The sequence below is a fragment of the Pseudomonas sp. Irchel 3A7 genome (assembly GCF_900187565.1).
Classification (GTDB): domain Bacteria; phylum Pseudomonadota; class Gammaproteobacteria; order Pseudomonadales; family Pseudomonadaceae; genus Aquipseudomonas.
Map to the genome: position 1 here is coordinate 308830 of NZ_FYED01000004.1, position 25071 is coordinate 333900.

Genomic DNA, 25071 nt, shown 5'->3' on the forward strand with positions numbered 1-25071 from the left:
CCACAAGGATTTTGTACGACATGGCACAAAATAAAGCGACAGAAGGCAAAGGCCGCGGCCGGCCCCGCGCCTACGATCCGCAGACCGCGTTGCGTCAAGCGCTGGATGTGTTCTGGAACACCGGCTACTCCGGCGCTTCCCTGGACAGCATCGCCACGGCGGCGGGCATGAATCGACCCAGCCTCTATGCGGCCTTCGGCGACAAACACGCGCTGTACATCAAGGCGCTCGAGCAGTACTGGGAGACGGCCGCCGCCGACATGCAGGCCGCGCTGACCGATACCGAGTTATCACTGCGTGACGCATTGATGCGTTTCTATGAGGGGCAGTTGGCGATTTACTTTTCGGGCGAAGGCCAGCCGCGCGGCTGCTTTGCCATTGGCACCGCGACCACCGAGGCGGTTGAGGATCCGCAGATACGCGAAGTGCTGTCAGACCGGCTCAGCCGGCTCGATGCCGATCTGGAAGTGCGCCTGCGAAGGGCCATCGAAGCCGGCGAGTTGAAAGGCGACGTTGACGCGCTGGCGCTGGCGGTGCTCGCCTCATCCCTGCTGCACAGCATTTCGATCCGTGCGCGGGCGGGCAAATCCAGGGACGAGTTGACCGGGCTTGCGCGCAACGCGGTCAACGTGATCTGCGGCAGCTGAGGTCGATGTGAGCGAGGGACTCGAAGACATTCTGGCTGAACGGCTTGCGGTGGTTTTTTGCGGGATCAATCCAGGGGTGATGGCCGCCGCCCAAGGGCATCATTTCGCGGGGCGGGGCAATCGTTTCTGGCGCACCTTGCATCTGGCCGGATTCACCCCGGAGCAAATGCGCCCGGAACAGGACCGGACGATCCTGCAATATCAGTGCGGCCTGACCACCGTGGTGGAGCGGCCGACCGCGTGCGCCGACCAACTGTCGCAGCATGAATTCATCGCAGCGGCAGCGGAGTTCGAAGGCAAGATCGCCCGTCATGCGCCACGCTTTGTGGCGTTTCTTGGCAAGGCAGCGTATGCGGCACTGTCGGGGCAGCGAGATGTGGCGTGGGGATTACAGGCCAGGACTTTCGGCCATGCCTCGGTGTGGGTCCTGCCCAACCCGAGCGGACGCAATCGCGCCTTTACCCTTGATCAACTGGTGGATGCGTACCGCCAACTCAGGTTGACGATCGCTCAGTAGTTCATGCCGTCGTCGATGGCGATGCCTTGCGCACGCATGGCCTTGATCAAATCGGCGCGGGTGCCGGGCAGGTTGAGCATGGTTTCGGCGCGCAGTGCCGCGACTTCTTCGGCGCTGTAGGGCTGGTAATGCGCAGGCATGCTCGCGCCCGCCATGCCGTCTTCGCGCATCAGCCAGTTGAGCAGGTCCGCCAGTTGCGCATTGTTCAGCGCCGACTGCGACATGCCCGGCACGCGCACCAGGAATTCGCGGCCGCCAGGGACTTTCAGGAAGTTACCGACAAAGCCTTTCATCCGCGGCGTGTCGTTGGCCGCTGAACCCGTGCCGTCGCCCAAATGGCAGCCGGCGCACTGCAACTGGTAATTCACGCCGACGCTGTAGCCGGCATCGCTGATGGCTTTTTGCGGGGCTTCGTTGCCGGGTGCATGACCTTGGTTGGGATTGGGAATGGCCCGGGCTTGTGCGAGTGGAGTGGTCATGAGGCAGACAAGACCAACAATCAGCAACCTGCGCATAAAAAAACCTCTGCTGGCGATTTTGTGTAGGAGCGAGCTTGCTCGCGAAAAACTCAAGGACGACACGGGCTCCAGGGAGAACGCGTCATCGTTCACGTCCATCGCGAGCAGAGCTCGCTCCTACATACAAGAAAAAACGCCGGTTGCGTGAGCAACCGGCGGTACAACGCGTTAAACCGCCACGCCACGAATGATCGAAACGGTGCAGTGATAGATGTGCGATTTGGCGGCCAGGCACCAGTTCACATCGTTGTTGTTGAACGGGCGGTAGGCCGGTTCTTCACTGTCGTTTCGGGTGCAGGCGCACTGGGCGCAGCTTTGCTTACCGCAGCAGTCGTTGTACGAAATGATGTAGTCCTTGCCGTCGGCCGGGTTGCGGCAGGTACCAATCCAGGTGACTTGCGAGGCCTCGGTGCCCGGTGGGCAGGAGGTCACCGAGCCACCGCAGCAGCTGCACAGAAACCCGTCAATGGAGCAGTAGCGCCAGTAGTCGCAGCTGTTCGGATCACCGGGGTCGCCGGCTTTCGGGTCAGTGGCGGCCAGCGCCTTGCTGGTACGGTCCAGCGGCAGCAGCACGGGAAGAGCGGCACCGGCAACGATCAGCGAGCCCATGCGGGCCAGCAGTTTGCGGCGCGAAGTGGTGTCGGCGACACGGCGCGAGGAGCGCTCGAACAACAGATCCAACAGTTTCATGAAGGTCTCCCTGCCTTATCAGTGGCTATGGCCGTGGCTGTGGTCGTGGTCGTGGGGCTGCGCATTGAGGTATTGCTGCAGCGTGGCGTGCTTGAGGTGCTCGACTTCGAACAGGCTGTCCAGGTGCTCGCGGGAGTTCACCAGGCCTTTGGCGCGCAGGGTGCCGGACTTGTCGATCAGCGCGGCGTACGGCAGCTTGCCGATCTGGTAGGTCATGCCCACTTCCGGACCGACCACGTAAGTGGCGTCTTCCAGTTTGTGTTCGCGGATCAGCGCTTGCTGGGCGTCCATGTCGCCGTCGCTGACGAACACCACGTCCAGAGTGCTGGCCTGTTCCTTGGCGATGGATTTGATCGCCGGCAGCAGCGACTTGCAGATCGGGCAGGTCGGCGAGAGGAAGAACAGCAGTTGCGATTTCTCGCCGGCATAACCGAAGTTCACCGGGCGACCGTGACGATCGGCAGCGGTCACTTGCGGTGCGGCTTCGTTGACAGCCACGCCTTTGTCCATCATCAGCGCACCGGCCGGGGCCAGACGGCCGTGGAGCACGCCGATCTGACGAACCAGGCCCATGACGACGAACGCCACGGCCACCAGCAATACCCAGAGCAGAACGTTGGAAACGATCAAGCCTTCCATTTTGATTACCTACCAATCAATTTGAGCAGAAGAGGAGAGTTCGCCGCCAGGCCATCGGCCGCGGCGTAGATGAGCAGCGCGACAGCGGCAGCGGCCAGGGTCACGAAGCCATCGAACACAGTCATGTCGCGGACAATCGGCGCCACACTGGCCAGCAGCGCCAGCGCCACCAGCACGCTGTTGCGCAGCAGCAGGACCGGGCGCAGCGGTTGCGCCTGGTCAGGGCCTGCACAACCGCAGTCGATGTCACGACGACCGCGCCACAGGTTGATGCCGATGGCGGCGGCGTACAGCGCCAACAGGCCCGCCGCGCTCAACGCCGCCCAGGGACGGCTGACCGGCACCAGCAACGCGAAGGCGATGGCCAGTTCCAGCAGCGGGATCAACCGCGCGCTCGAGCGCACCAGCGCCTCGGGCAGCAGTTGATAGTCGGCAAGCTGTTTGCGAAAGCGCGCCGGCGCCCGCACCTTGTGGGTCGCGGCGCTGGCCAGCAGCACCGCAATGGCGATGGCGCTGGCAAGGATGAAGATCGGATCTGATTGCATGGCCGGATCTCGTTTAGTAGCTCATGACCTGAGTCGCGGTTTTTGCGACCTTGGCCATGCTGCCGGTGTGCTTGTTGGTCTTGAGGTCGAAGATCTGCAAGCCGCCCTCGACGTCGGTGCCCAGCAACAGCGGCTTGTCATCGCCGGTGGCTTGCATGCTCCAGATCGGAGCCGGGGCTTCCAGGGTGGCGATTTTCTTGCCGGTCTTGAGATCAAAAGCCCAGATCAGGGTGCTCGGGTCTTCCCACTTCATCGGTTCGTGGGCGTCGTGCATCAGCACGTACAAGCGGTTGAGCTTCGGCGCGACCGCCATCAGCTGCCAGCCGCCCGGCGCCCACCCGGCCTTCTTCTCTTCGTCGGTGGTCAGCGACCAGCTCGGCAGAATCTTCGGCGCGTCGCCGCTGAAGTCCACGGCACGCACGGTGCCGGTGGTGGTCGTGAAGTAGTAGGTGTCGCCGACGTTGACCGCACGCTCCACCAGCTTCTCCGCGTTCGGGTCGAAGAATGGCGTGCGGCTGCGCGCGGTTTCCTGGCCCTGGTCGTTGATCGTTACCACTTGCAGGCTGCCGTCGCCGCACAGCGAAGCGAACTTACGCTTGCCGATCGGGTAGTTGAGCACGCAGCCCGGAATTGCGATTTCGGTGGCGACGGCTTTGCTCTGGGTATCGACCACGGTCACCGAGGTCGACGGGGTGAAGTTGTAGATGTAGACGAAGCGGTCATCGCCGCTGGTCTTCAGGCCGTAACGCTGGGTCAGCGACTCGGCGCGCTTGTTCGGGATCAACACTTCCCAGGCCGGCGACAGGGTCGAGGTGTCCCAGGCGGTCAGCACGTCGGTGCGGGTGCCACGGGTGCCACGGGAGTACCAGATGTCGGCGGCGTAGAGGGTCTTTTTGTCATGGCTCAGGGCGGAAGGCGCGGCAAAACCGGTCGGTACCATGCCCAGCACGCGTTTCTGGTCGGGATCGACCACGGTGACACGGCCGGCGACGAAGCTTTCGAACTCGACATCGACGACGAACGCGCGGTGCGGTTCAGCGGGGAATGCCAGGGTGGTCTGGCCGATGCCGGTGTCGGCGGGCAGGTCCGCGCGGGCACTGTTCAAGCCGAGTACAAGCAGGCTCAGGCCTAGCGCTGACTGTACGGAGATCCTGTTTGTTCGCATAAGGGGAACTTCCTGAATTGTTGGTAACGCGGATCGCGGGTGAGTGGGCAGATTCTGACCCGTGAATAGTGCCTTGCCCGTCCAACCCGGGAATTGCCCTGCCTGCCAAGTGTTTGTGTATCTGTGCCAGTGTCATGCGGGAGCGAAATGGCGGGGGGAAACTGTAGGAGCGAGCTTGCTCGCGAAAAACCAGAGGGCGCCGCTGGGCATCTGGTTTTCCGCGTTATCGTTTACGAGCATCGCGAGCGAGCTCGCTCCTACAGGGGGGTGGGAGTCATTGCGAGGGGAAGGGAAAAGCTGAAAACAGCGCCACAAGGCTCCAGGTTCTGCGCCCAGATATCGCCGCGATGGCGGCCGATGATGTTCTTGCACAGCGCCAGGCCAATGCCGTTGCCGCTGACCTTGGACGAAAAGAAGCCATCGAACAGCTTCTCCTGCGCCTCGGCCTGAATCCCGCGTCCCCGGTCTTCGATGCGCACCAGCGCTACGTCGTCCTCGGCGCAGGCATGAATGCGCAGCACACGACGTTCGAGGGGCAGGTCGGCCATTTCTTCGATCGCGTTGAACGCCAGGTTGAGGATCACCTGGCCGATCAACACTTTCTCGCAACTCACCCGCAACGGCTCGGGAGCTGTGATGATTTCGACGCGTATCAGGCTCGGATCGGCCCGCAGACTGATGAAGTAGCGGGTTTCGCGCAGCAGTTCGTTAAGGTCGACCAGCTCTTCGCTCTGCTCCAGCTTGACCACGTAGTCGCGCACGCTCTTGATGATCACGGAGGCATGCTCGATCTGTCGCACGGCGTTCTGCAAGCCCCAGGCGACGCCTTGATCGGCGTCGGTCGCGTTGCCGAGACGAATCACCGCGCCTTCGATGAAATTGCGGGTGGCGGCCAGTGGTTGGCTCAGCTCGTGGGCAATCGCCACGGCCATTTCACCCATGGCGTTGTAGCGCGCCAGGTATTCGAGTTTTTGTTCGCTGACGCGCCGGGCTTCTTCGGCGTGCACTTGTTCCGTGACGTCGCGGAACAGCAGTAGATGGCCGACCAGGTCGTCTTCGATTTCGATAAAACGACAGGTCGCGTCGTGCCAGCGCCACTCGCCGTCACGGCGTTGCACTTTGTAATGCACGCCGAACGGCAAGTGCTCGGGTGTCTCGTTGGACAGCTGCTGCAACAGGCGCTGGCGCGAGGCGTCGTCGCACCAGTCGAGAAAGTTCTTGCCGATCAACTGATGCTCTTTGCTGTTGAGCAGATGCGCGCCGGAGTCGCTGATAAAGCGAATCTCGCCCTCTGGCCCCAGCACTGCCACGCCTTCGGCCAGGTCCTGCATGAACGCCTTGAGCCGGCTTTCGAAACGCTTGAGGTCGCGCTTGACCTTGTCTTCCCTGGAAATGTCGCGGAACTGCACCATCAACACATCGCGACCTTCCAGGTGCACCAGCGTCGCCACCGCCTCGGACAGTATCTCCACCCCTTGCTTGGAGCGATAGCACCATTCGATGGCGCGCTGGCCCGTGCGCGCGGCGCCTTCCAGCCAACGCAGCCCCACCGAACGCCGATACTTCGGCGCATCGCGGGTCATGTCCGGGGCTTTGAGCGGTGTCAGTTCTTCGAGGGTAAACCCCAGCGCCGACAGGGCCGCGGCATTGGCCCAGAGAATCTCCTTGCTGTGGGCATCGTGAAGAATGATGCACAGCGGCATGGCTTCGATCAGCGTGAAAAAGTCGTTCTGTTTTGGCAAGTACATCGCGCAGCCCTTGGCGGCAGGGGGTGGTGACCGGTGGAACCGGAAGTATGGCTTTTTATACCGGCTCGCGCCCGGGGATGCGCTCAGAGGTAACCGGGGGCGGTCTAGGGGTTTTCTTTAGTCGGGGGGCTGCACGCACCAATAGTTGCGCCGGGATGTGGTTTTTACACTGGACCGCAATGCAAGGGTGACGCCGATCCCCTCCTGCAGGAGCGAGCTCGCTCGCGATGAACCCGAGAGCGCCACGGGGTGCCAGGTTTCCAGCGTCATCGTTGACGACCATCGCGAGCATGCTCGCTCCTACAAGGGGTGGGCGGTGTCACCCCAACAACAATAAGCAAAACGGAGAAAGCCCATGCTGCGTTCAGCGGTCGCGCAACAAGACGCACTGATCGGCGTTGACGAGAATGTCGTCGACAGCCAGGCCTTTGCGCAGGTACTCGATGAAGTGCGTCAACGTCGCGACGAATTCGACAGCGTCTCCCACGTGCCACGGGACATGATCGAGCGCTTCAAGCAGGTGGGCATCTACCGTGCCGCCACGCCGAAATGCTACGGCGGCGATGCCCTGGCGCCTGCACTGTTCCTGCAAATGATCGAGCGTATTTCCGAAGCCGACGGCTCCGCCGGCTGGGTCGCCAGTTTCGGCAGCGCCGGTGTCTATCTCGCCGCGTTGCCGCCAGAAACCCTGGCCGAAATCTATGCTGACAGTCCCGATCTGGTATTCGCCGGCGGCCTGTTTCCGCTGCAACCCGCCGAAGCCGTGGAAGGAGGCTGGCAAGTCAACGGCACCTGGAAGTTCGCCAGCGGCTGCAAGGGCGCCGACTTGTTGGGCGTGGGGATCGGCGCGGCGGGCGGCAAACCTCGTACAGCAGTATTTCGCCCGAATCAGGTCGAGATCGTCGAAAACTGGGAGGTGGTCGGCCTCAAGGGCACCGGCAGCCATGACCTGCGCGTGACCAACAAACACATCGATGAACGCTGGACCTTCATCCGTGGCGGTGCCGCGACCATCGACGAACCGCTGTTCCGCTACCCGTCGATTGCCTACGCCGCGCAAGTGCTGGCGGTGGTCAACCTCGGCCTGGCCCGTGCCGCCCTCGACGAAGTCAGCCGCATGGCCGGCGGCGGTGGCATCACCGGCGCGCCGAAAATGGCTGACCGCGCTTATGTGCGCATCGAGATCGCCAAGGCCGAAGCCAAGCTCAGCGCCGCCCGCGGTTTCTTCTACAACGCCACCGAGCAGGTGTGGAACTCGATCCTGGCCGGCAACCCGGTCACGCCGGAGCAAACCAGCCTGCTGCGCCTGTCCGCGATTCACGTGTCCCAGGCCGGTGCCGCTGTGGTGCAGAGCGCCTACAGCCTCGCCGGGACCACTGCCATTTACCTGCGCCATCCGCTGCAACGCTACCTGCGCGACTCGATGGTGGTGACTCAGCACGCCTTCCTCAGCGAAGGGCTGTACGACGGCGCAGGCTCGGTGTTCCTCGGCGTGCCGCCGTTCCCTGGCTACATCTGAATTCCATCCCGATTTTTATACTTAAGCTCAAGGATCAAACACATGTCCCAAGCTACCCAGGAACCGTTGCGCGTCGTCTTCTGCATCGGCATCACCCAAAACTTTTTCGACCTGCCCACTGGCGAAGGCCTGAGCGTGTGGAAGGGCTTCAGCCGGATGATGGCGGACCTCGGCGCGATGCCCGGCATCACCGTGCTTGGCGCGATGGATGACGACCGCCTGATGGTCGGCCCGTCCACCACCTCGCCGTGGACCGTGTACATCATGGCCGACGTCGACTGCCACCAGTCGGTGATCGACGCCTGCAACCTGTTCCGCACCACGCCGGTGAACGAATACAGCCTGTGGCGATACGCCAAGGTCGAAGCGCGCATCGGTCGCCCACTGACCATCCCTGATGCGGCCAAGGTGTAGGCCATGAACGAGGCCTTGCTGCAGCGTCTGGCGACGCTCGAAGGGGAAAGCGCAGTGCGTCGCTTGATGGCGCGCTACATGGACCTGTGCGACGTGCCGAGGGCGCCGACCCAGGTCAGCGACCTGGCAGCGCTGTTCTGCATCGATGCGATCTGGGAAGGCATTGGTCGCGAGACCGCACAGACCTTCGGTCAACATCGTGGACGCGAGGCTGTGGCTGCGTTTGTCGGTGGTTACTTGCCACCGTCGGACCACTTTCAGCTGAACCTGCATTACCTCACCAGCGAGTCGATTCTGGTCGACGGTAATACGGCGCAGGGGCAGTGGATCATGCAGCAGATTTCTACCTATGCGGATCAGCGCAGCGAACTGTTCGGCACCCGCCTGAACATCGATTTTCGCTGCGTCGACGGCACCTGGCTGATCGCGCATTTCCGCACGCAACGCCTCTTCAACCAGGAGCTGAGCGCATGAGCACCTTCATCAGCGAATTCCTCCTCGGTGGCAACGGCAAACGCGTTGCCATCAAGGATTCCATCGACATCGCCGGTTACCCGACCCGCTCCGGCAGCCGTGCTTTCGCCAACGCTCCGGCAGCGACTGAAAACGCCGAAGTGGTCGACGCGATTATCAAAGCCGGCTGGCAGATCGTCGGCAAGACCAACCTGCATGAACTGGCCTTTGGCGTCACCGGCATCAACGACTGGACCGGTACGCCTGTGAATCCGCAAGCGCCGGACCGGGTGCCGGGCGGTTCCTCCAGCGGTTCAGCTTCGGCGGTCGCCGCAGGGCTGGCGGACATCGCCATCGGCACCGACACCGGTGGTTCGGTGCGGGTGCCAGCGGCGTGCTGCGGGATTGCCGGACTCAAACCGACTTACGGTCGAGTCAGTCGGGTCGGCGCGCATCCGTTGGCCTCCAGCCTCGATTGCGTCGGGCCGTTCGCCAGGACGATGGACGACCTGATCGCGGCCATGCAGGTGATTTGCCCAGGCTTCGACGTTCAGGGGGTGCCCGGCGATGGCGCCAAAGTCGGCTTTCTTGAAGTGGCGTGCGAAGCGCATCTGCAAGCCAGTCTGGGTGCCGCTGCCGACCGCGCCGGTTGGCATCGCAGCAGCCTGCACCTGAGTGAGTTCGAAGCCGCGTTCACCGCCGGCCTGACCGTGATCAATTTCGAAAACTGGGCGGCCTTCGGTCATCTCACGGGCAAAGGCCTGATCGGTGCCGATGTCGAACAGCGCCTGCTGGCCGCCAGCCGCACCACCCGCGAAGAACTGGCCCAGGCCGAAGCGGTGCGCAGCCGGTTCACCCAACAGGTGGATTCGGCGCTGGAAGACTTCGCCGTGCTGTTGCTGCCAACCATGCCCAGCCTGCCGCCGACCCTGAGCGAAGCGCGCAGCGGCAGCAAGGCGGTGGCCGGCATGACCCCGCTGGTACGGCCCTTCAACCTCAGCGGCCATCCGGCGCTGACGGTACCGGTGGAACTCGATTGCGGCGGGCTGAAAGTCGGCCTGCAAATCGTCGGCCGTAAAGGCCAGGACGAACTGGTCTGCGCCTTGGGTGCGCAACTGCAACAGAGCATGGCCGGTTAATCGCCAGCCGTCTCTGAAACGAAATCATAAAAAGAAGCCATGAGGAGAACCGCATGAGCACTCATGAATACCGGCTGATCGCAACGTCGAAAAGCCCCGAAGACCTGGTCCAGCACGACCGCGTCGATGTCTCGCTGTACAACGATCCGGCGCTGTTCGAAGCCGAACTGGAAAAGATCTTCTACCGCACCTGGGTGTGGGTCGCCCACGAAAGCGAAGTGCGCAACAGCGGCGACTTCAAGACCGCCACCATCGGCCGTCGTCCGGTGATTGTCGTGCGCGACAAGAAGAACAACATCAACGTCCTGGAGAACCGTTGCCGTCACCGTGGCGCTACCGTGTGCGAGAAGCACAAGGGCAATGCCACCGGTTTCACTTGCCCGTACCACAGCTGGTCCTACGGCCTGGACGGCAAGTTGCGGGCGCTGCCGTACCCGGACGGTTACGAAGGCATTCTGGAAAAGTCCGAGTTGCCGCTGACCAGCCTGCGGGTCGAGAGCTACGCCGGCATGGTCTTCGCCAGCTACAACGACGAGATCGAGCCGCTGGAAGACTTCCTCGGCGGCGCCAAACACTGGATGGACCTGTTCATGAAACAGGGCGCCGGCTACCCGATCAAGACCCAGGGCGAACACAAGTTCAGCTTCAAGGGCAACTGGAAGATCCAGCTGGAAAACACCACCGACGGTTACCACTTCCCGATCGTGCACAAGTCGTTCATGTCGTCGGTGGATGAAGAAACCTCGGAAATGCTCTCGTTCATGACCGACGAGCAAGCCGTCACTCATTCGCTGGGCAACGGCCACAGCGTGATGGTGATGGTACCGGAGCACGTCGATCTCGATCACGACGACGGCACCGAGCAATTGCAAGAGCGCTTCGCCCACGTCACCGAAGAACTGTCGAAGACCATGCCGCCCGAACAGGTACGCCGCATCGTGCGTTCGCTGCACGGCGCCGGGTTCAACCTGAACCTGTTCCCCAACGTGGCCATGTCGATGTCGTTCTTCCGCGTGCTGCGGCCGGTGTCGGTCACCGAAACGGAAATCCGTCACGTTGCCCTGGGCATGGACGGCGGCCCGGAAATCGCCAACCGCGAGCGCATGCGCATTCACGAACACTTCCAGGGCCCGTTCGGTTTCGGCAGCCCCGATGACGCCGAGGCCTGGGACCGCGTGCAGCGCGGCTCCTATGCCGGCGTCGACGCGCCGATCCTGGTCAACCGCGGCCTGAACCGCGAAATCACCGCTGAAAACGGCGACAAAGTCAGCCACGCCACCGACGAAGGCGGCATGCGCGGTGCCTACGACATGTGGAAAAGGATGATGAGCCAATGAGCAATCACGACACCCTGAACGGTTTTTCCGGCCCGTTGGCCCAGGCCATCGAATTCATCTGGCGCGAAGCCGAGCTGCTGGACCATAAGAACTACGCCGAGTGGGCGACCCTGTGGAGCGAAAGCGGCAAGTACATCGTGCCGATCGACCCGGACACCGAAGATTTCGAGGCGACGCTGAACTACGCCTACGACGACGCGCGCATGCGTGACCTGCGCATCGAACGCCTGACTGCTGGCTACTCGCCATCGGCGGTGGACGCGGCGAAAACCATCCGCACGGTCTCGCGTTTCCGTCTGGTGGAAGCGGCCGGCGACATTATCGAAGTCAACTCGGCGCAGTTGTTGTACGCCTACAAGCGCGGCGTGCACACGCCGTTCGTGGCCGACCTCAATCACCGCATCCGCTTCACCGACGGCGTACCGACCCTGGAGCGCAAAGTGGTGCGCCTGATCAATTCCACCGACAGCCTGAGCGCGCTCGGCTTCCTTCTGTGAGGGCAACATCATGAGTCGAGTAGCCCTGGTAACAGGTGCTTCGCGCGGACTGGGCGAGTGCATCGCCCGCCGTCTGCACGCAGCGGGTTATCGCGTCGGCCTGGCGGATGTGCGTCTCGATGGCGTGCGACAACTGGCCGCCGAGCTGGATGGCAGCGGCGCCACGGCCGTCGCCATCGAGCTGGATGTGCGCAGCAAGGCCGATTTCCAGCGCGCCCGCGACCTGCTCGCCGCGCACTGGGGCGGCACCGACATTCTGGTGAACAACGCCGGGGTGTCGAAAGTCGCGGCGTTGATGGACATCACGCCGGAAGAATTCGACGAATCGATGGCGATCAACCTGCGCGGCACTTTCGTAGCGTGCCAGGTGTTCGGTGCGCATTTTGCCGAGCGTGGCTTCGGGCGCATCGTCAATATCGCCTCGCTCGCCGGGCAGAACGGCGGCACTGCGACGGGCGCGCATTACGCGGCGGCCAAGGGCGGCGTGGCGACATTGACCAAGGTCTTTGCCCGTGAACTGGCGCCCCGTGGCGTGACGGTCAACAGCATCTCGCCGGGTCCGCTGGAGCTGCCGGTGGTACGCGAAACCGTAGCCCCGGAGCGTCTGGAACAGATTCTGAAAATGATCCCGGCCGGCACCCTGGGTGACCCTGGGTTCATCGCCGACAGCGTTTTGCTGCTGATTGCCGAGCATGCGACCTCCGTGACGGGGGCGTGCCTGGACATCAACGGCGGGCTGTTCATGCGCTGAGCATGCTCAACCCCATCGTATCGGCAGGAAAATGACTCCTGTGGGAGCGAGCCTGCTCGCGAAGGTGTATCAGCTACATAAATGTCGACTGACACACCTTCGCGAGCAGGCTCGCTCCCACAAGGTGAAGTAACTAAAACAAGTGTATTCAGGTGATGCAATGATGAAGGTGAAGATCGAAAGGATCGTCGACGAAGCGCTGGATATCCGTTCCTTTCGCCTCGTGCGCAGTGACGGCCAGCCGCTCGACACCTATGAGCCGGGTGCCCACGTCGACCTTACCGGCCCGACCGGTGTAACCCGCCAATACTCCCTGTGCAGCCCGCCCCAGGATCGTCGCGCCTACCTGGTGGCGGTGAAGAAAGAACCGCAGTCGCGCGGTGGCTCGCTGGCGTTGCATGAGCAGGTGGAAGAGGGCATGGAGCTGGAAATGGGCGCGCCACGCAACCTGTTCCGCCTGGACCCGGCTGCCCGCGAACACGTGCTGTTCGCCGCCGGCATCGGTGTGACGCCGCTGCTGAGCATGGCCTATCGACTGGCGGAAAGCGGCCAGCCGTATCGCCTGCATTACTTCGCCCGCTCGGCAGAGTACGCGGCGTTCACCGAACTGCTGGCGGCAAATTTTGCCGATCACGTCGAGTTTCACTACGGCGTCGAACCGGGCGATCTGGACGCCGCATTAAGCGCGTGCCTGGAACGTGCCGGCAGCGATGCCCATGTCTACACCTGCGGCCCCGCGCCGTTCATGAATAAAGTGGTGGAAGTGGCCGCGCGCAGCCGTTCGGACGATGCCATCCACCTGGAACACTTCGCCGCCGATCCTGCAGCCAACAGCGGCCCGAGCGGGGGTTTCGAAGTGGAACTGGCCAGCTCCGGCGTGGTGCTGCATGTACCGGCTGACAGCAGTCTGGTGGATGTGTTGCAGGCCCACGGTTGCGACATCGACACCGAGTGCCGCGAAGGCATCTGCGGCACCTGTATTGTCGAGGTGCTGGACGGCGTGCCGGAGCACCGTGACAACTGCCTTTCCAACAAGGAAAAGGCGTCCAACAAGCAGATTTGCGCCTGCGTTTCACGGGCGCTTTCCGCTCGTCTGGTACTGGACATTTAAGCGCTTTCAAGGCTGGAAAGCCGACGCCGGAGCCTGTTGAATGGGCGCCCGGCGGCCATCGAGGGAGGCGATGGCCGGAGTACGAAACATTTTTAGCGAGCCGCTCGACGAAGCGGCCGAAAAATAACAACAAAAACGTGAGGCTTTGCGGACATGATTACAGCATCGGCGGTGCGCAATGAGGCGTTCGAAAGTTGGCTGAGCCAGGTTAACCAGGCCTGCGGGCGTTTCGACGCCCGCGCGTTGGACACCGATTTCTATGGCGAGCTGGCGGAATTTCGCAGCGGCGCGATCAAGCTCAGCGTGGTCGACATGGCGCACGTGCACCTGTACCGCAGCAGCAAGGATGTCAGCACCAGCAGCGACGGGCACTACTACGCGGTGTTCCAGATGCGCGGCAGTTCGTACCTCGAGCAGGGCGACAACCGTGCGCAACTGGGGTGTGGCGACATCGCCCTGATCGACGCCAGCCGCCCGAGCGACATGACCTACAACGACGATTCCCGACAGTTGTCGCTGATCCTGCCGCGCCAGGTGGTCGAGCGCGGCTCGCACTTCACGGCGGTCAATTGCGCCACGCGCATCGCGGCCAATAATCCTCTGGCGGCCATGGCCAACCGCCTGGTGCTGGAGACTCGCCAGCAGGAAGGGCTGGACATGCAGGAAAGCGAGGCCGTGCTCGACGCCCTGGTCAGCCTGCTGCTACCGGGCGTCAGCGCCCGCGACAGCAATGGCGATATTCATGAGCGGCAGTTCCGCAAGATCATCGCCTTCATTGACGAACACATCAGCGACGAAGCGCTCTGCCCCGAACTGATTGCCCGGGAGGTGGGGGTGTCGGTGCGCGGGTTGTACCGGATGTTCTCCAAGCGCGGGCTGGTGGTGGCGCAATACATCAAGCACCGACGCCTGGACTTCTGCGCGGAAAACCTGCGCCGCAGTGATGTCGAGCAGAAGCTGTCGGCACTGTGTTACGCCTGGGGCTTTTCCGATTCCAGCTACTTTTCCTCGGCGTTCAAATCGCGTTTTGGTGTGTCGCCGGGTGCCTATCGCAAGCGCTATAGCCAGAATTGAGGTTGTATCTGCCGGCCCCTTCGCGAGCAGGCTCGCTCCCACAGGTGATCACTGTCGGACACATAATATGTGTTCACCGCAGATCCACTGTGGGAGCGAGCCTGCTCGCGAAAGCGGTCTGACGGCCGCATCCGGTCTCAGGGTCATCAATGCCGCGCCGGCTCCTCCGCCGGCAAGTGCAGCACCTCGCGCACCAGCATCGCGATGCTGGTCACGCCCATCTTTTCCTTGATCTTGGTGCGGTGAACATCAACGGTTTTCACGCTGATGTTCAGCTCCCGGGCAATCACCTTGCTGGCCTTGCCATCGATCACCAGCATCAGCACCTCGCGCTCGCGGCTGGTCAACAGTGCCAGTTTGCCTTGCAGGTTCTGGCGCTGCTCCTGGTCGGCCTGGGCGTGTACGGCGGTCTTCAGCGCGGCCTGGATGCGGTCGATCATCTGCTGCGGGTTGTAGGGTTTCTCGACGAAGTCCAGCGCGCCGTTCTTCATCGCCGTCACCGACATCGGAATATCGCCATGGGCCGAGACGAAAATGGTCGGCAAGGTGCTGCCGCGCTGGTTGAGGATTTCCTGCAACTGGAAACCGCTGGTTTCCGGCATGCGCACGTCCAGCACCAGGCAGGCCGGTTGCTTGGGGTCGTACTGGCTGAGGAATTCTTCGGCGCCGGCAAAGCACTGCGCCTGCACGCTGACCGACTCCAGCAACCAGGCCAGCGAGGTGCGCAGGTCCTTGTCGTCGTCAACGATGTAAACAATCGGTTTGCGGGTTTGCATCAGGGGCTGCCACGAAATTTTCTATTTATTGTTATCGCTCGCGTGCACGCGCGGCGGACATTGGCTCATCTTTTTGGAGCCAAGTAGCAGGATACCCACTGTGGCCGGCCCATGCGATAAAGAAACCACCTAGTCGACTAGCGGAAAGCCTACCTCTACGTGGGGATCGTCAGAATGGTTGGGCGCAGCGCCCGGCCTTAGTCTTGTTCCATCACCTACGGGCCGCCTCAAAGCGGTCCTCCTGAAGGAAGGGGCATCGACATGGCCGACCTGAGCCAGCAGCAAATCGACTTTCGCAACGCCATGGCGCAGCTGCCTGCGGCGGTGAACATCATCACCACCAACGGCCCTGGCGGTCGTTGCGGCATCACCGCCAGCGCCGTGTGCTCGGTGACCGATTCGCCGCCCACCGTGCTGGTCTGCGTCAACCGCAACAGCGCCACCCACGACGTGTTCCGCACCAACGGCCGGCTGTGCGTCAACGTGCTGTGCGGCGAGCAGGAAGAACTGGCCCGCCACTTCGCCGGCATGACCAAGGTGCCGATGGCCGAGCGCTTCGCCTGGGATCTGTGGGACGACGGCGCCGCCGACGTGCCGGTGTTGCGTGACGCTCTGGTGCAGTTGGAGGGACGGATCAGCGAGTGCAAGGAAGTGGGGTCGCATTCGGTGATGTTCGTGGAACTGGAAAAGGTTGGCGTGCGGGAGCAGGGCGATAGCCTGGTGTACTTCAACCGGTTGTTTCATCGGCTTGAACATGCTGGGGCGCATTGCTGATTGTGGCGAGGGGATTTATCTGTGGCGAGGGGATTTATCCCCGTTGGGCTGCGAAGCGGCCCCCAGCACCCGTCCAGACAAATTGAGTGGTCCGGGTTCACGACTGCTTCGCAGTCGAACGGGGATAAATCCCCTCGCCACAAATGTTCAACAATTACTGCTGTAAATATCCCCGAGCCAACCTGCAAGCCCGCTCAATCAGCATCGGCGCCATTTCGATCGCAGTCTGCGTACCCTGGCGGGTATGAATCCAGCCCAGGTACGTGGTGCCGCGCAGCATCAGAAACAGTGCCAGTGTCTGGCGGTCCGCTTCGGTCAGCGGCTTCACCGCGTGATACCCCTCTAGCAGCGCCGCCTTGATCTGCTCATAGCGCGGGTCATCCAGGCAGAAGTACAGCGCCGTGGCCAGCTCGAACATGTGCCAGCCGAAACCCGCGTCGTCGAAGTCGATCAGGCGCAGGCGCGGGCCTTCGATCAGCAGGTTTTCAGGCACCAGGTCGGCGTGGATCATGCCGAAGTTGCCCAGGTGCCGGCCGTATTGGCGCAAGTCCCGACGCGCCGTGCGCCGGGCCTGTTGCAGCAGGTCCCGTTGCTCGTCGCTGAGCTGCTCCAGCTCCCAGAAACGCCCCCAGAACGGGGTGGCGCCGATCAAACCCTCTTCATCCCAGGCATGCCGGACGAATTCGTCCGGCTGCTGCCAATGAGCCGAATGCACATGAATGCGCGCGGCAAGCGCGCCGGCTTCGGCAAACAGAAAGTCGATCTCGGTATCGGCCTGCACCCCGGCCTCGGAGGTGCCGGCGGTCGCCCCCGGCAGCCAGGCGAGCATGTCGACATGACGTTGACCGATATCGGCATGGCTCACCTCGATCAAATGGCGTTGATCCTGAGCGCGAATGATCTGCGGCACAGTAATGCCGGCGCTTTCCAGGGCTTCCATCCATTGCAGCTCGGAACGCAGCGCCGCTTCGCAGTGATAGCCATTGCGATGAATGCGCAGGGCTACGCGCTGGCCGTCGTGGCGGCGGGCCGAGAACACCGCGTTTTCGCGGTATTTCACCAGTTCGATATCGGCAAAATCACCGTCCCAATTTTGCAAGGCGTGGCGTGCCAGATCGTGCAATCTGGCGACTTGCTGGTCGTGGTTCAAAGTATGAAATTCAGTCATGGCAGATCCTCAAATCGCACTCAGCGCATGGTCCAGGGTGTCGACGAACAGGTCGGCGTGTTCGCGGCTGAACACCAGCGGCGGGCGCAGCTTGAGAATGTTGTCGCCGGCGCCGATCTTGCTGATCAGCACACCGTTCTCGCGCATGTCGTTGACCACCTTGCGTGCTTCCAGCCCGGCGGGTTCCTTGCTGGCACGGTCGCGCACCAGTTCCATGGCGAAGAACAGGCCCTTGCCGCGCACATCTCCGATGATCGAATGTTTGTCGGCCAGTGCTTGCAGACGCCGCTGCACATAAGCGCCGACGTTTTGCGCGTTCTGCAGCAACTGCTTCTGTTCAATTTCGTCCAGCACTGCCATGCCCACGGCAGCGGCCACCGGCGAGCCACCGAAGGTGTTGAAGTACATGGCGTTGCGGCCGAACGATTCCACCAGCGCCTTGTGGGTGATCAGCCCCGCCAGCGGGTAACCGTTGCCCATGGGCTTGCCGAGGGTGGCGATGTCCGGCGTCACGCCGTGGGCCTGATGCCCCCACAGGTGATCGCCGGTACGGCCGAAGCCGGACTGCACCTCGTCGGCGATGAACAAGCCGCCCGCCGCGCGGATCAACTCCGCAGCTTTGGCGACGAAACTGGCCGGCACCCGAGGCAAACCTTCGTTGGCGAACAGGGTGTCGATCAACAACGCCGCCGGGCGAATCCCCTGGGCCTGCATTGAGGCAATCGCCGCGGCGATATTGGCGGCGTACTCATCCGCCAGTTGCGCTTCGCTGGTACCAGCGGGTGCGCGGTACAAGCATGGAATCGGCACGGCGCGGGCATGGGCGGCGAAGGGTTCCGGCGAGGGCAGGGCAGTGGTCACCTCAGCCAGCGAAGCCGAGTTACCGTGGTAGTTGTAATCGCTGACGATAATCCCGGTGCCGCCGCTGGCGAAACGCGCCAGGCGCAGCGCCAGTTCGTTAGCCTCGCTGCCGGTACAGGTGAACATCGCGGTGTCCAGGGGCTGGGCAAAGGTGGCCGTCAGGCGCTCGGCATAGCGCACCACTTGCTCATCGAGGTAGCGGGTGTGGATGTTCAGGGTGGTCGCCTGGCGGTGCATCGCCTCGACCACCTGCGGGTTGCAGTGGCCGACGCAAGGGACGTTGTTGTAAACGTCCAGATAGCGGCGACCGTCGACGTCGAACAGCCAGACGCCCTCACTGCGTACCAGGTGCAGAGGCTTGTCGTAGAACAGCGGCGAGGCGCTGCCGAGTACGCGATGGCGGCGTTGCAGAAGGGTGTCAGGCATGGTCAGGAACCTCGGTTGGGTTGGTGCGGCGAGTGCGCAGCACGAAGTTGAATATGCACAGGGCGAAGGTCACCCCGAGGGCGATCAGCATCGTCAGGTCGAGCTGGAAGCAGGCGGCGATCACCACCAGCGTCAGGGCCAGGCCCAGCCAGGCAACCAGCTTGCCGCCGATCAGCCGGAAAGGACGGGGCAGATCCGGCTGGCTGCGTTTGATGCGCAGGTACGCGCCGAAGATGAACAGGTAGCCAACGTTGAGCAGCAGCACGACCGCGAGCATCACCGTGGCCGGGTCGACAGCGGACAATGGCAGGCCGATGGCGCCGATCAGCAGCAGCGCCGGGTACGGTGTGCCGCGCTTGCCGGTCTTGCCCAGCCATTGCGGGAACAGGCCATCGCGGGCCATGGCGAACAGTTGCCGGGAGGCGGCGTAAACCAGGGAAAAGAAGGTGGCGATCAGGCCGAACACTCCGCCGCAACCAATCACCTTGGCCAGCCACGAGCCTTCACCGAAGGCACTGTTGCTGGACATCGCCGCGTACAACGGATCACCCGCCGAGCCCACCAGTTCAACGCCGCCGGCACCCGGTGCGCACACCAGCACTACCAGCGCGGTGACCAGCAACGTGCCGATGGCCGCGAGTATGCCGCGGGGCATCGTGCGGCCGGGGTTGTCAGCTTCTTCTGCCGCCGAGCCGGTTTGTTCGATGGTGATGAACAGCCAGATGGCGAACGGCACGCAGGCGAAAATGCCGGCGAGGCTGACGGGGGTGGCGACGTTAGCCGGCAGGGCCAGCAAGTTGCTCAGTTCGACATGAGGCGCCATGGCCACGCCGAAGGTCAGCAGGGCGACGACGGCGATCACTCCGGCAATGAACGTCAGGCCCATGGCCTCACCGACACCGCGCAGGTGAATGCCGACAATCACCACGAACAAAGCGATTTTCACCGGCCAGCCGCCGAGACCGAAAATCGATTCGGTGTAGGCGCAGATGAAGGTCGCCGCCGCACCGGTACCGATGGTCAGCGCCAGCGCACAAGCCACGCCGACGAGGTATCCCACGAACGGTCCGAAAGCACTTTGCGCATAGACGAACACGCCACCAGCGCTGGGCAGTGCCGTGGACAATTCCGCCACACACAGGGCAAGGCCGCCGCACAGCAGCACCATCAACAGCGTGGCGATCAACATGTTCAGCCAGCCACCAGCCGCCAACCCAAAGTTCCAGCCGGAAAACTGCCCGGCCACCACCAACGCAATTCCAAGGCCGGCAATCTTTGGCCAGCCCAACGCACTTTTCTTGAGCACAGAAGTCTCCCGCAGCCCTGAGGCCGATTTATTGTTTTTGTGAGAAATGGAGGGGGTGGAGCGTTGCTTTGCGCTTCGATACTACGCGCGGGGTGCGGTGCGGCATGTTTGCGTGCATGCCAGGTGGTTGGTTGTGGGTGCCAGATTGGGCTATGGAGGAGAGCAGGCCCACCGCGTTATCGTTCTTCGCGAGCAGGCTCGCTCCCACAATGGATCTTCAGTGGATGCAGAGTTTGTGTACGACGATGACCAACTGTGGGAGCGAGCCTGCTCGCGAAGGCGGCGTGTCAGGCGCCGAGGATGTTGAGTGTGCCGGCTCCTTCGCGAGCAGGCTCGCTCCCACAGGGGATCTCCAGTGAACACGGAATGGGTGTACGACACAGATCCATTGTGGGAGCGAGCCTGCTCGCGAAGGCGGTGTACCAGGCACTGCCATGGTCAGATCCGAAAACTCCCCACCAACTGATTCAACCGCGCCGCCTGTTGTTCCAGCTCGGTACAGGCGCGCAGGGTCGATTGCAGGTTTTCCACGCCTTGCTGGTTGAGGGTGTTGATTTGCGTGATGTCGACGTTCAGCGCCTCGACCACGGCGGTCTGTTCCTCGGTGGCGGCGGCGACGGACTGGTTGACGTTGTCGATCTCGCCGATGCGCTGGGTCACGCTGCCCAGGCGGGTGCCGGCGAGGTTGGCGATATTGACGCTTTCCTCGCTGTGTTGCTGGCTCTCGGTCATGGTGGTGACCGAGTCCCGGGCGCCCACTTGCAGTTCCTCGATCATCTGCTGGATCTCCAGCGCCGAGGTCTGGGTGCGTCCGGCCAGGCTGCGCACTTCATCGGCCACCACGGCAAAACCGCGTCCGGCTTCACCGGCGCGGGCCGCTTCGATGGCGGCGTTGAGCGCCAGCAGGTTGGTCTGCTGGGAGATACCCTTGATCACTTCGAGGATCTGTCCGATGTTCACGGTCTTGTCGTTGAGCACTTCGATGTTGGCGCACGATGCCCTGATTTTCCCGGACAGCTCGTTCATCACCTCGATCGTGCGCTGCACCACCTGACGCCCGTCTTCCGCCTGTTGCCGGGCATTGGATGCCTGGTGCGAGGCATCGCTGGCGTTATGTGCAATCTCCTGGGCAGCGGCGCCCAATTGATTGATTGCTGCCGCCACGCTGTTGGTGCGGGTCGATTGATCGTCGAAGTTGCTCAGCGATGAATTGGACGCTTCCAGCACGCGACGAGCCCCTTCGTTGACGCCGAGCGCCGCCGACGACACTTCGCGAATCGACTGATGGATACGCTCGACAAACCGGTTGAACGCCGTCGCCAGCTGACCGATCTCATCCCGCGATTGCACCTGCAGACGCCGGGTCAAGTCGCCTTCGCCGAGGGAAATATCCTCCATGACCCGCGTCAGCACTTGCAGCGGTCGGGTGATGCGCTGCGCGGTGTACCAGATCAACAGCAGGCCGAGCAGGGCCGAGCCGCCGCCGAGCAGCAGTTCCAGTGCGGTGCTTTGCACGCCTTGGGCGTCGAGTTGCTTTTGCAGGGAGGTGACCGGTGCCAGCAGCACGTCCTGCGGAACGCCCACCAGCACGCCCCAAGGGGCTGCACCGGCAATCGGTGCCAGCGGTTCGAGGACCTTGATCTGCTGCGGGTCGACAAAGACTTTTGGCTGGCCCTGGCGCAAGACGTCCATCACCTCGGCATTGTCCATCGGTTGACCCAGGCGACTGACGTCCTGGCTGTTGGCGGAGATGACGCCGCGAGGGCTGACGATGCTGATCTGGCCATGGCCATCGAACAGTTGCAGGGCGCTGGCTTCGCTGTTCTTTTGCAGCGCGGCGAGGTTGATGTCGAGGCCGACCACGGCAATGACTTTGCCGCTTTCCAGCAGCGGAAAGGCGACGCTGGTCACCAGTTTGCGACTGCCGGACGCCTCGTCGAAGTAGGGCTCCAGCACGCAGGCCTGACGGGTGTCGCGGGCGCAAGTGTAGAAGGCGTTGTAGGGCGCGCCGCTCGGCCCCGGCTCGGTGTTGGCGAGCAGTTCTTCGTCACCGATCACCGCTTGCAGCTCGCCGGGCTTGCTCTGCACCCAGTACAGCGAGAAACGCCCGGTTTCGTTGCTGCCCAGATCCGCCTTGTCGACGAAACCGGCGTCGGCACCGTCCAGGGCGTCGGGTTCAAAAATGACGTAAAGCCCGAGCAGGTCGGGCTTGTCGATGAGGGCCTGGTGAAGCTGGGTACTCAGCGCCTGGCGCAGTTGTGGGCGGGTCAGCGTCCCCTGGTGCTGGAGTTGCCGCAGATAGAGTAAGTATCGCGACAGCCCCTGGCCGAATTCATGGGTCTGCATGAAGGTGCGCTGCACCTGCATGGCCTGCACTTTGCCCAGGGCCTGCATGTGTTCCTTGGCCGCATCGGCGAGCATTTCGCTGCTGGCCTCGGCGACTTGCCGGCTGCTTTTGTGGGTCTGGTAAAGCGACAGGCCCATCAGCAAACCCACCACCAACAACAGGCAGAGGCCGGCGAGCAGGGCGATCTTGCTCTGGATCGTCAGGAATTTTTTCTGCATTGGAAAGGCCTTTTTCCTTGAAGTGAACCCGATCCCTGTAGGAGCGAGCATGCTCGCGATGGACGTCAACGATAACGCGGGCTGCCTGGATGCCCGCGTTGCCTGGGCGTTCATCGCGAGCGAGCTCGCTCCTACAGGGGGCGCGTGGTGGCTTAGAACGTCGTGGCGAAAATCACCTGGCTGTAGAGGTTCTTGTCGTTGTTGCCCAGCTGCGTGCCGCCTTGGTCAGCGCTCTTGTCCGGCTGGAACAGGCCGATCAGCGGCATGATGCTCAGGTGGTCGTTGACGTGCCATTCGGCATACAGGTCCGTTTCGCGGCCATCGGTATTGCCCAGGTTGCGGTCGATGGTGTCGAAGTTGAAATGCATCACGCCCACGCTCAGGTTCTCCAGCGGCGAGACACTGAACTTCACTTGCTGGATGCGCGAGTTGCTGTTGAACGGCCCGGCATAGTTGCCCGCCACTTCACCCTGGAACCAGGTGCCGAAACCGCGGCTGAAACCGTAGAACAGCGTGTCGTAGTTTTCCGAGAAACGGCTGTAGCGGTAGCTGACATAGGGCGCCCAGTTCACGTCGGAGAAGGTCCAGCCGGCTTCCAGGTACCAGCCGTCTTCGTCGGAGGAGTGGGGTTTGTCCTGCTTGGCGTATTCGCCGGACAGGAACAGGTCTTTGACCCCGGCATTGCCGGTGGCGCGCAGGCTGTAGGTCTTCATGCCGTCGCGTTCAAGTTGAATCGGTGAGGCGTATTGCTCGTCGATGTCGGTGGTGTCGATGTAGGTCAGGCCGACGGTGCCGGCTTCGGATACGTGCTCCAGGGTGCCGACGTACATTTCGGTCTTGGCCTGGGAGCGGTTGTTGGATTTGAGCCACATCAGGTCGCTGCGCCAGCCTTCCTTGCCGCCGATACGCAACACGGCGGTCTCGTCGAACGCCTTGCGTGCCGCCAGCCAGTAGGCGCCGCCACGGTTGAACTCACCGTCGGCAATGCCTTTGCCCAGGTTCAGCGCGTCGCCATTAATCAGGAAACCGTCGCCGATCAAGATGTTCTGGCGGCCAAAGGACAGGTCGATCCCGTCGCTGCCCAGCACCGGGAACAGATCGGCCGAACGCCAGCCGAGGTAGGCATCTTCGAACTTGGTGGTGCGTTCCGAACCGTCGCTGAAACCGGCGGCATCGCCGTCGCCCCAAGTGCCGGAGCTGAGCATGTTCGCCGCACCGTAAGCGGTGCCGACACCGCCCAGGCCCTGGTCGAACGCCAGGCCGTACTTGATATAACCCTCGCGCCACGAGGACGAACCTTCGTCGAGACGACCCGACAGGGCGTAGTTTTCCTGGCTGTGGAAAATGCCGAAAACCGCTTCCAGGGTGGCGTTCAGGTGACTGTCGTCATCGGCGTAGAGTTCATAAGCTCCGGCCTGCCCGGCACTGATCATCAGCGCGAGCGTGGAAAGTCGAAGCAAGGGAGACTTGAGCATGGCATGACATCCGTTCTTGTTCTTAGGCGCAGGGTTGCGGTCTTTTTAGATACTAAGGGCCGCGTTTTTTTTGGCCTTTTGCCTGTTTGCCAATTAGTTGGTTGTGCATGCCAGATTGCATGGCAGGGTGATGGCACGGAGGTTTTTTGCTGCTTCTATTGATGGGCTCCTGTGCCGCGTCGAATTGCATCGCTCTGTAGGAGCTGCCGAAGGCTGCGATCTTTTGGCGGCTCCTACGAGAGCGATCCTTCTGGAGCAGAGGCACGACGTCCCACATCCAAGGTCGCTAACGCGAACTACGCATTGACCCAATTCATCACTTTAAGACCAAGCCCACTCTAGCTCCGATCATGGTACTCATTAACCAATATGCCGTTCGTCGCTTTATTGATTTAAATATGGGCTGATTCAAGGAGTGGTAACTTGAAAATGAAAGAAACTTCCTACTCCGTCCTACAGATAATTTGGTATGGCGTTATTCGTTTTGTTTAATTGGTGTCTTGATGAAAATGTAGTTGATTTGAGGGGGGTAACAGGATTGTGTTTTTCGGTGTTTGTTCAAGCTATTAGTGAGCGAAAAGGCAGTCCCGGATTTCTGTATGAACTCTCCGGTGAGGTTGAGTGAAGTTTCCTACAAGTGAACAGAGCGGTGCCTTGCTACCCGCTGAAAAAGATAATAAATATATAGGTGTCACCTAGTGCAGGTGGCACTTCCTCTAATAGTGAGTAACTAAATTATGAAAAGTGAAAATCTTGGTGAAGTTCTCTATTTTGGCGATGAATTTGATTTTGGCTCCTGCCCACATATAGCTGGAGGTTCTGGTAGTGCGGGTGGGTGTGGCGGTAGCGGCGGCTGTGGGGGCGGAGGCGGTTGTAAAGGTGGGAGTGGCGGAAGTGGCGGATGTGGGGGGAACAATATAACCCCGACGTCGTCCGACAACGACTAATATTTCAAT

Annotated in this window: 24 protein-coding genes and 1 pseudogene; 12 read left to right on the forward strand and 13 right to left on the reverse strand. The window is 62.1% G+C overall.

Annotated features, from left to right (window positions below):
- The first annotated feature begins 20 nt into the window (after positions 1 to 20).
- Together CKW21_RS08635 and mug are read left to right on the forward strand one after the other, a co-directional pair.
- A complete protein-coding gene (locus CKW21_RS08635) occupies positions 21 to 647 on the forward strand; it encodes a TetR/AcrR family transcriptional regulator (RefSeq protein WP_095193550.1) in 627 nt (208 codons plus the stop codon).
- 7 nt (positions 648 to 654) lie between these two features.
- The gene (gene mug, locus CKW21_RS08640) at positions 655 to 1164 is read left to right on the forward strand and encodes a G/U mismatch-specific DNA glycosylase (protein WP_095193551.1); all 510 of its coding nucleotides are present in this window, start codon (positions 655 to 657) and stop codon (positions 1162 to 1164) included.
- On the opposite strand, the gene CKW21_RS08645 is transcribed toward mug, so the two are convergent.
- From CKW21_RS08645 to CKW21_RS08670, 6 genes are all read right to left on the reverse strand, one after another.
- A complete protein-coding gene (locus CKW21_RS08645; protein ID WP_095193704.1) occupies positions 1158 to 1679 on the reverse strand; it encodes a cytochrome C in 522 nt (173 codons plus the stop codon). The two genes, mug and CKW21_RS08645, sit on opposite strands and share 7 nt — an antisense overlap.
- Before the next feature lie 171 nt (positions 1680 to 1850).
- The gene (locus CKW21_RS08650; RefSeq protein WP_008062110.1) at positions 1851 to 2372 is read right to left on the reverse strand and encodes a methylamine dehydrogenase light chain; all 522 of its coding nucleotides are present in this window, start codon (positions 2370 to 2372) and stop codon (positions 1851 to 1853) included.
- A gap of 18 nt (positions 2373 to 2390) precedes the next feature.
- Positions 2391 to 3011, reverse strand: coding sequence for a methylamine dehydrogenase accessory protein MauD (mauD, locus tag CKW21_RS08655; protein WP_095193552.1), 621 nt, complete (start codon positions 3009 to 3011; stop codon positions 2391 to 2393).
- Positions 3012 to 3016: 5 nt separating this feature from the next.
- Complete coding sequence (locus CKW21_RS08660) at positions 3017 to 3556, reverse strand: MauE/DoxX family redox-associated membrane protein (RefSeq protein ID WP_095193553.1); 540 nt, start codon at positions 3554 to 3556, stop codon at positions 3017 to 3019.
- Positions 3557 to 3569: 13 nt separating this feature from the next.
- A complete protein-coding gene (locus CKW21_RS08665) occupies positions 3570 to 4721 on the reverse strand; it encodes an amine dehydrogenase large subunit (protein WP_095193554.1) in 1152 nt (383 codons plus the stop codon).
- Between the two features lie 257 nt (positions 4722 to 4978).
- Entirely contained in the window at positions 4979 to 6469 is a 1491-nt protein-coding gene (locus CKW21_RS08670) for a sensor histidine kinase (protein WP_095193555.1), read from the reverse strand.
- Positions 6470 to 6824: 355 nt separating this feature from the next.
- Here CKW21_RS08670 and CKW21_RS08680 point away from each other — a divergent pair, with 355 nt between their 5' ends.
- The 9 genes from CKW21_RS08680 (at position 6825) to feaR (ending at position 14764) form a co-directional block, all read left to right on the forward strand.
- Positions 6825 to 7988 carry an acyl-CoA dehydrogenase family protein gene (locus tag CKW21_RS08680; RefSeq protein ID WP_095193557.1) on the forward strand — a complete coding sequence of 388 codons (1164 nt, stop codon included), beginning with the start codon at positions 6825 to 6827 and terminating at the stop codon, positions 7986 to 7988.
- A gap of 42 nt (positions 7989 to 8030) precedes the next feature.
- Positions 8031 to 8402 (forward strand): hypothetical protein, encoded by a 372-nt coding sequence (locus CKW21_RS08685; protein ID WP_095193558.1) that lies wholly within the window; start codon positions 8031 to 8033, stop codon positions 8400 to 8402.
- A gap of 3 nt (positions 8403 to 8405) precedes the next feature.
- A complete protein-coding gene (locus tag CKW21_RS08690) occupies positions 8406 to 8876 on the forward strand; it encodes a nuclear transport factor 2 family protein (protein ID WP_095193559.1) in 471 nt (156 codons plus the stop codon).
- Positions 8873 to 9994, forward strand: coding sequence for an amidase (locus CKW21_RS08695; protein WP_095193560.1), 1122 nt, complete (start codon positions 8873 to 8875; stop codon positions 9992 to 9994). Before CKW21_RS08690 ends, CKW21_RS08695 begins: the two co-directional genes overlap by 4 nt.
- A gap of 53 nt (positions 9995 to 10047) precedes the next feature.
- Entirely contained in the window at positions 10048 to 11331 is a 1284-nt protein-coding gene (locus CKW21_RS08700) for a Rieske 2Fe-2S domain-containing protein (protein WP_095193561.1), read from the forward strand.
- On the forward strand, positions 11328 to 11828 hold the full coding sequence (locus CKW21_RS08705; protein ID WP_095193562.1) for an aromatic-ring-hydroxylating dioxygenase subunit beta: 501 nt from the start codon (positions 11328 to 11330) through the stop codon (positions 11826 to 11828). The genes CKW21_RS08700 and CKW21_RS08705 overlap by 4 nt, the downstream gene beginning before the upstream one ends.
- A 10-nt stretch (positions 11829 to 11838) precedes the next feature.
- On the forward strand, positions 11839 to 12579 hold the full coding sequence (locus CKW21_RS08710) for an SDR family NAD(P)-dependent oxidoreductase (protein WP_095193563.1): 741 nt from the start codon (positions 11839 to 11841) through the stop codon (positions 12577 to 12579).
- Between the two features lie 160 nt (positions 12580 to 12739).
- Positions 12740 to 13690, forward strand: a complete 951-nt coding sequence (locus CKW21_RS08715) for a PDR/VanB family oxidoreductase (protein WP_095193564.1) — start codon at positions 12740 to 12742, stop codon at positions 13688 to 13690.
- A gap of 153 nt (positions 13691 to 13843) precedes the next feature.
- Positions 13844 to 14764 carry a transcriptional regulator FeaR gene (gene feaR / locus CKW21_RS08720; protein WP_095193565.1) on the forward strand — a complete coding sequence of 307 codons (921 nt, stop codon included), beginning with the start codon at positions 13844 to 13846 and terminating at the stop codon, positions 14762 to 14764.
- A gap of 146 nt (positions 14765 to 14910) precedes the next feature.
- Here feaR and CKW21_RS08725 read toward each other — a convergent pair whose 3' ends face one another.
- Entirely contained in the window at positions 14911 to 15540 is a 630-nt protein-coding gene (locus CKW21_RS08725; RefSeq protein ID WP_095193566.1) for a response regulator transcription factor, read from the reverse strand.
- Between the two features lie 261 nt (positions 15541 to 15801).
- On the opposite strand from CKW21_RS08725, the gene hpaC reads away from it, so the two are divergent.
- On the forward strand, positions 15802 to 16314 hold the full coding sequence (gene hpaC / locus CKW21_RS08730; protein WP_095193567.1) for a 4-hydroxyphenylacetate 3-monooxygenase, reductase component: 513 nt from the start codon (positions 15802 to 15804) through the stop codon (positions 16312 to 16314).
- Between the two features lie 154 nt (positions 16315 to 16468).
- Here the strand turns inward: hpaC and CKW21_RS08735 are convergent, their stop codons facing one another.
- The 6 genes and pseudogenes from CKW21_RS08735 to CKW21_RS08760 all read right to left on the reverse strand — a co-directional run bounded on the left by CKW21_RS08735 (position 16469) and on the right by CKW21_RS08760 (position 24115).
- Positions 16469 to 17482: a phosphotransferase enzyme family protein gene (locus CKW21_RS08735; RefSeq protein WP_095193568.1), complete on the reverse strand. Its 1014-nt coding sequence runs from the start codon at positions 17480 to 17482 to the stop codon at positions 16469 to 16471.
- 9 nt (positions 17483 to 17491) lie between these two features.
- Positions 17492 to 18769, reverse strand: a complete 1278-nt coding sequence (locus CKW21_RS08740) for an aspartate aminotransferase family protein (RefSeq protein WP_095193569.1) — start codon at positions 18767 to 18769, stop codon at positions 17492 to 17494.
- A complete protein-coding gene (locus tag CKW21_RS08745; RefSeq protein WP_095193570.1) occupies positions 18762 to 20075 on the reverse strand; it encodes an amino acid permease in 1314 nt (437 codons plus the stop codon). The genes CKW21_RS08740 and CKW21_RS08745 overlap by 8 nt, the downstream gene beginning before the upstream one ends.
- A gap of 438 nt (positions 20076 to 20513) precedes the next feature.
- On the reverse strand, positions 20514 to 21344 hold the full coding sequence (locus tag CKW21_RS32245; protein ID WP_371917514.1) for a methyl-accepting chemotaxis protein: 831 nt from the start codon (positions 21342 to 21344) through the stop codon (positions 20514 to 20516).
- 24 nt (positions 21345 to 21368) lie between these two features.
- Positions 21369 to 22754 (reverse strand): annotated as a pseudogene (locus tag CKW21_RS32250) (HAMP domain-containing protein); the annotation flags it as partial.
- A gap of 38 nt (positions 22755 to 22792) precedes the next feature.
- Positions 22793 to 24115, reverse strand: coding sequence for a hypothetical protein (locus CKW21_RS08760; protein ID WP_095193573.1), 1323 nt, complete (start codon positions 24113 to 24115; stop codon positions 22793 to 22795).
- Between the last annotated feature and the right edge of the window lie 956 nt (positions 24116 to 25071).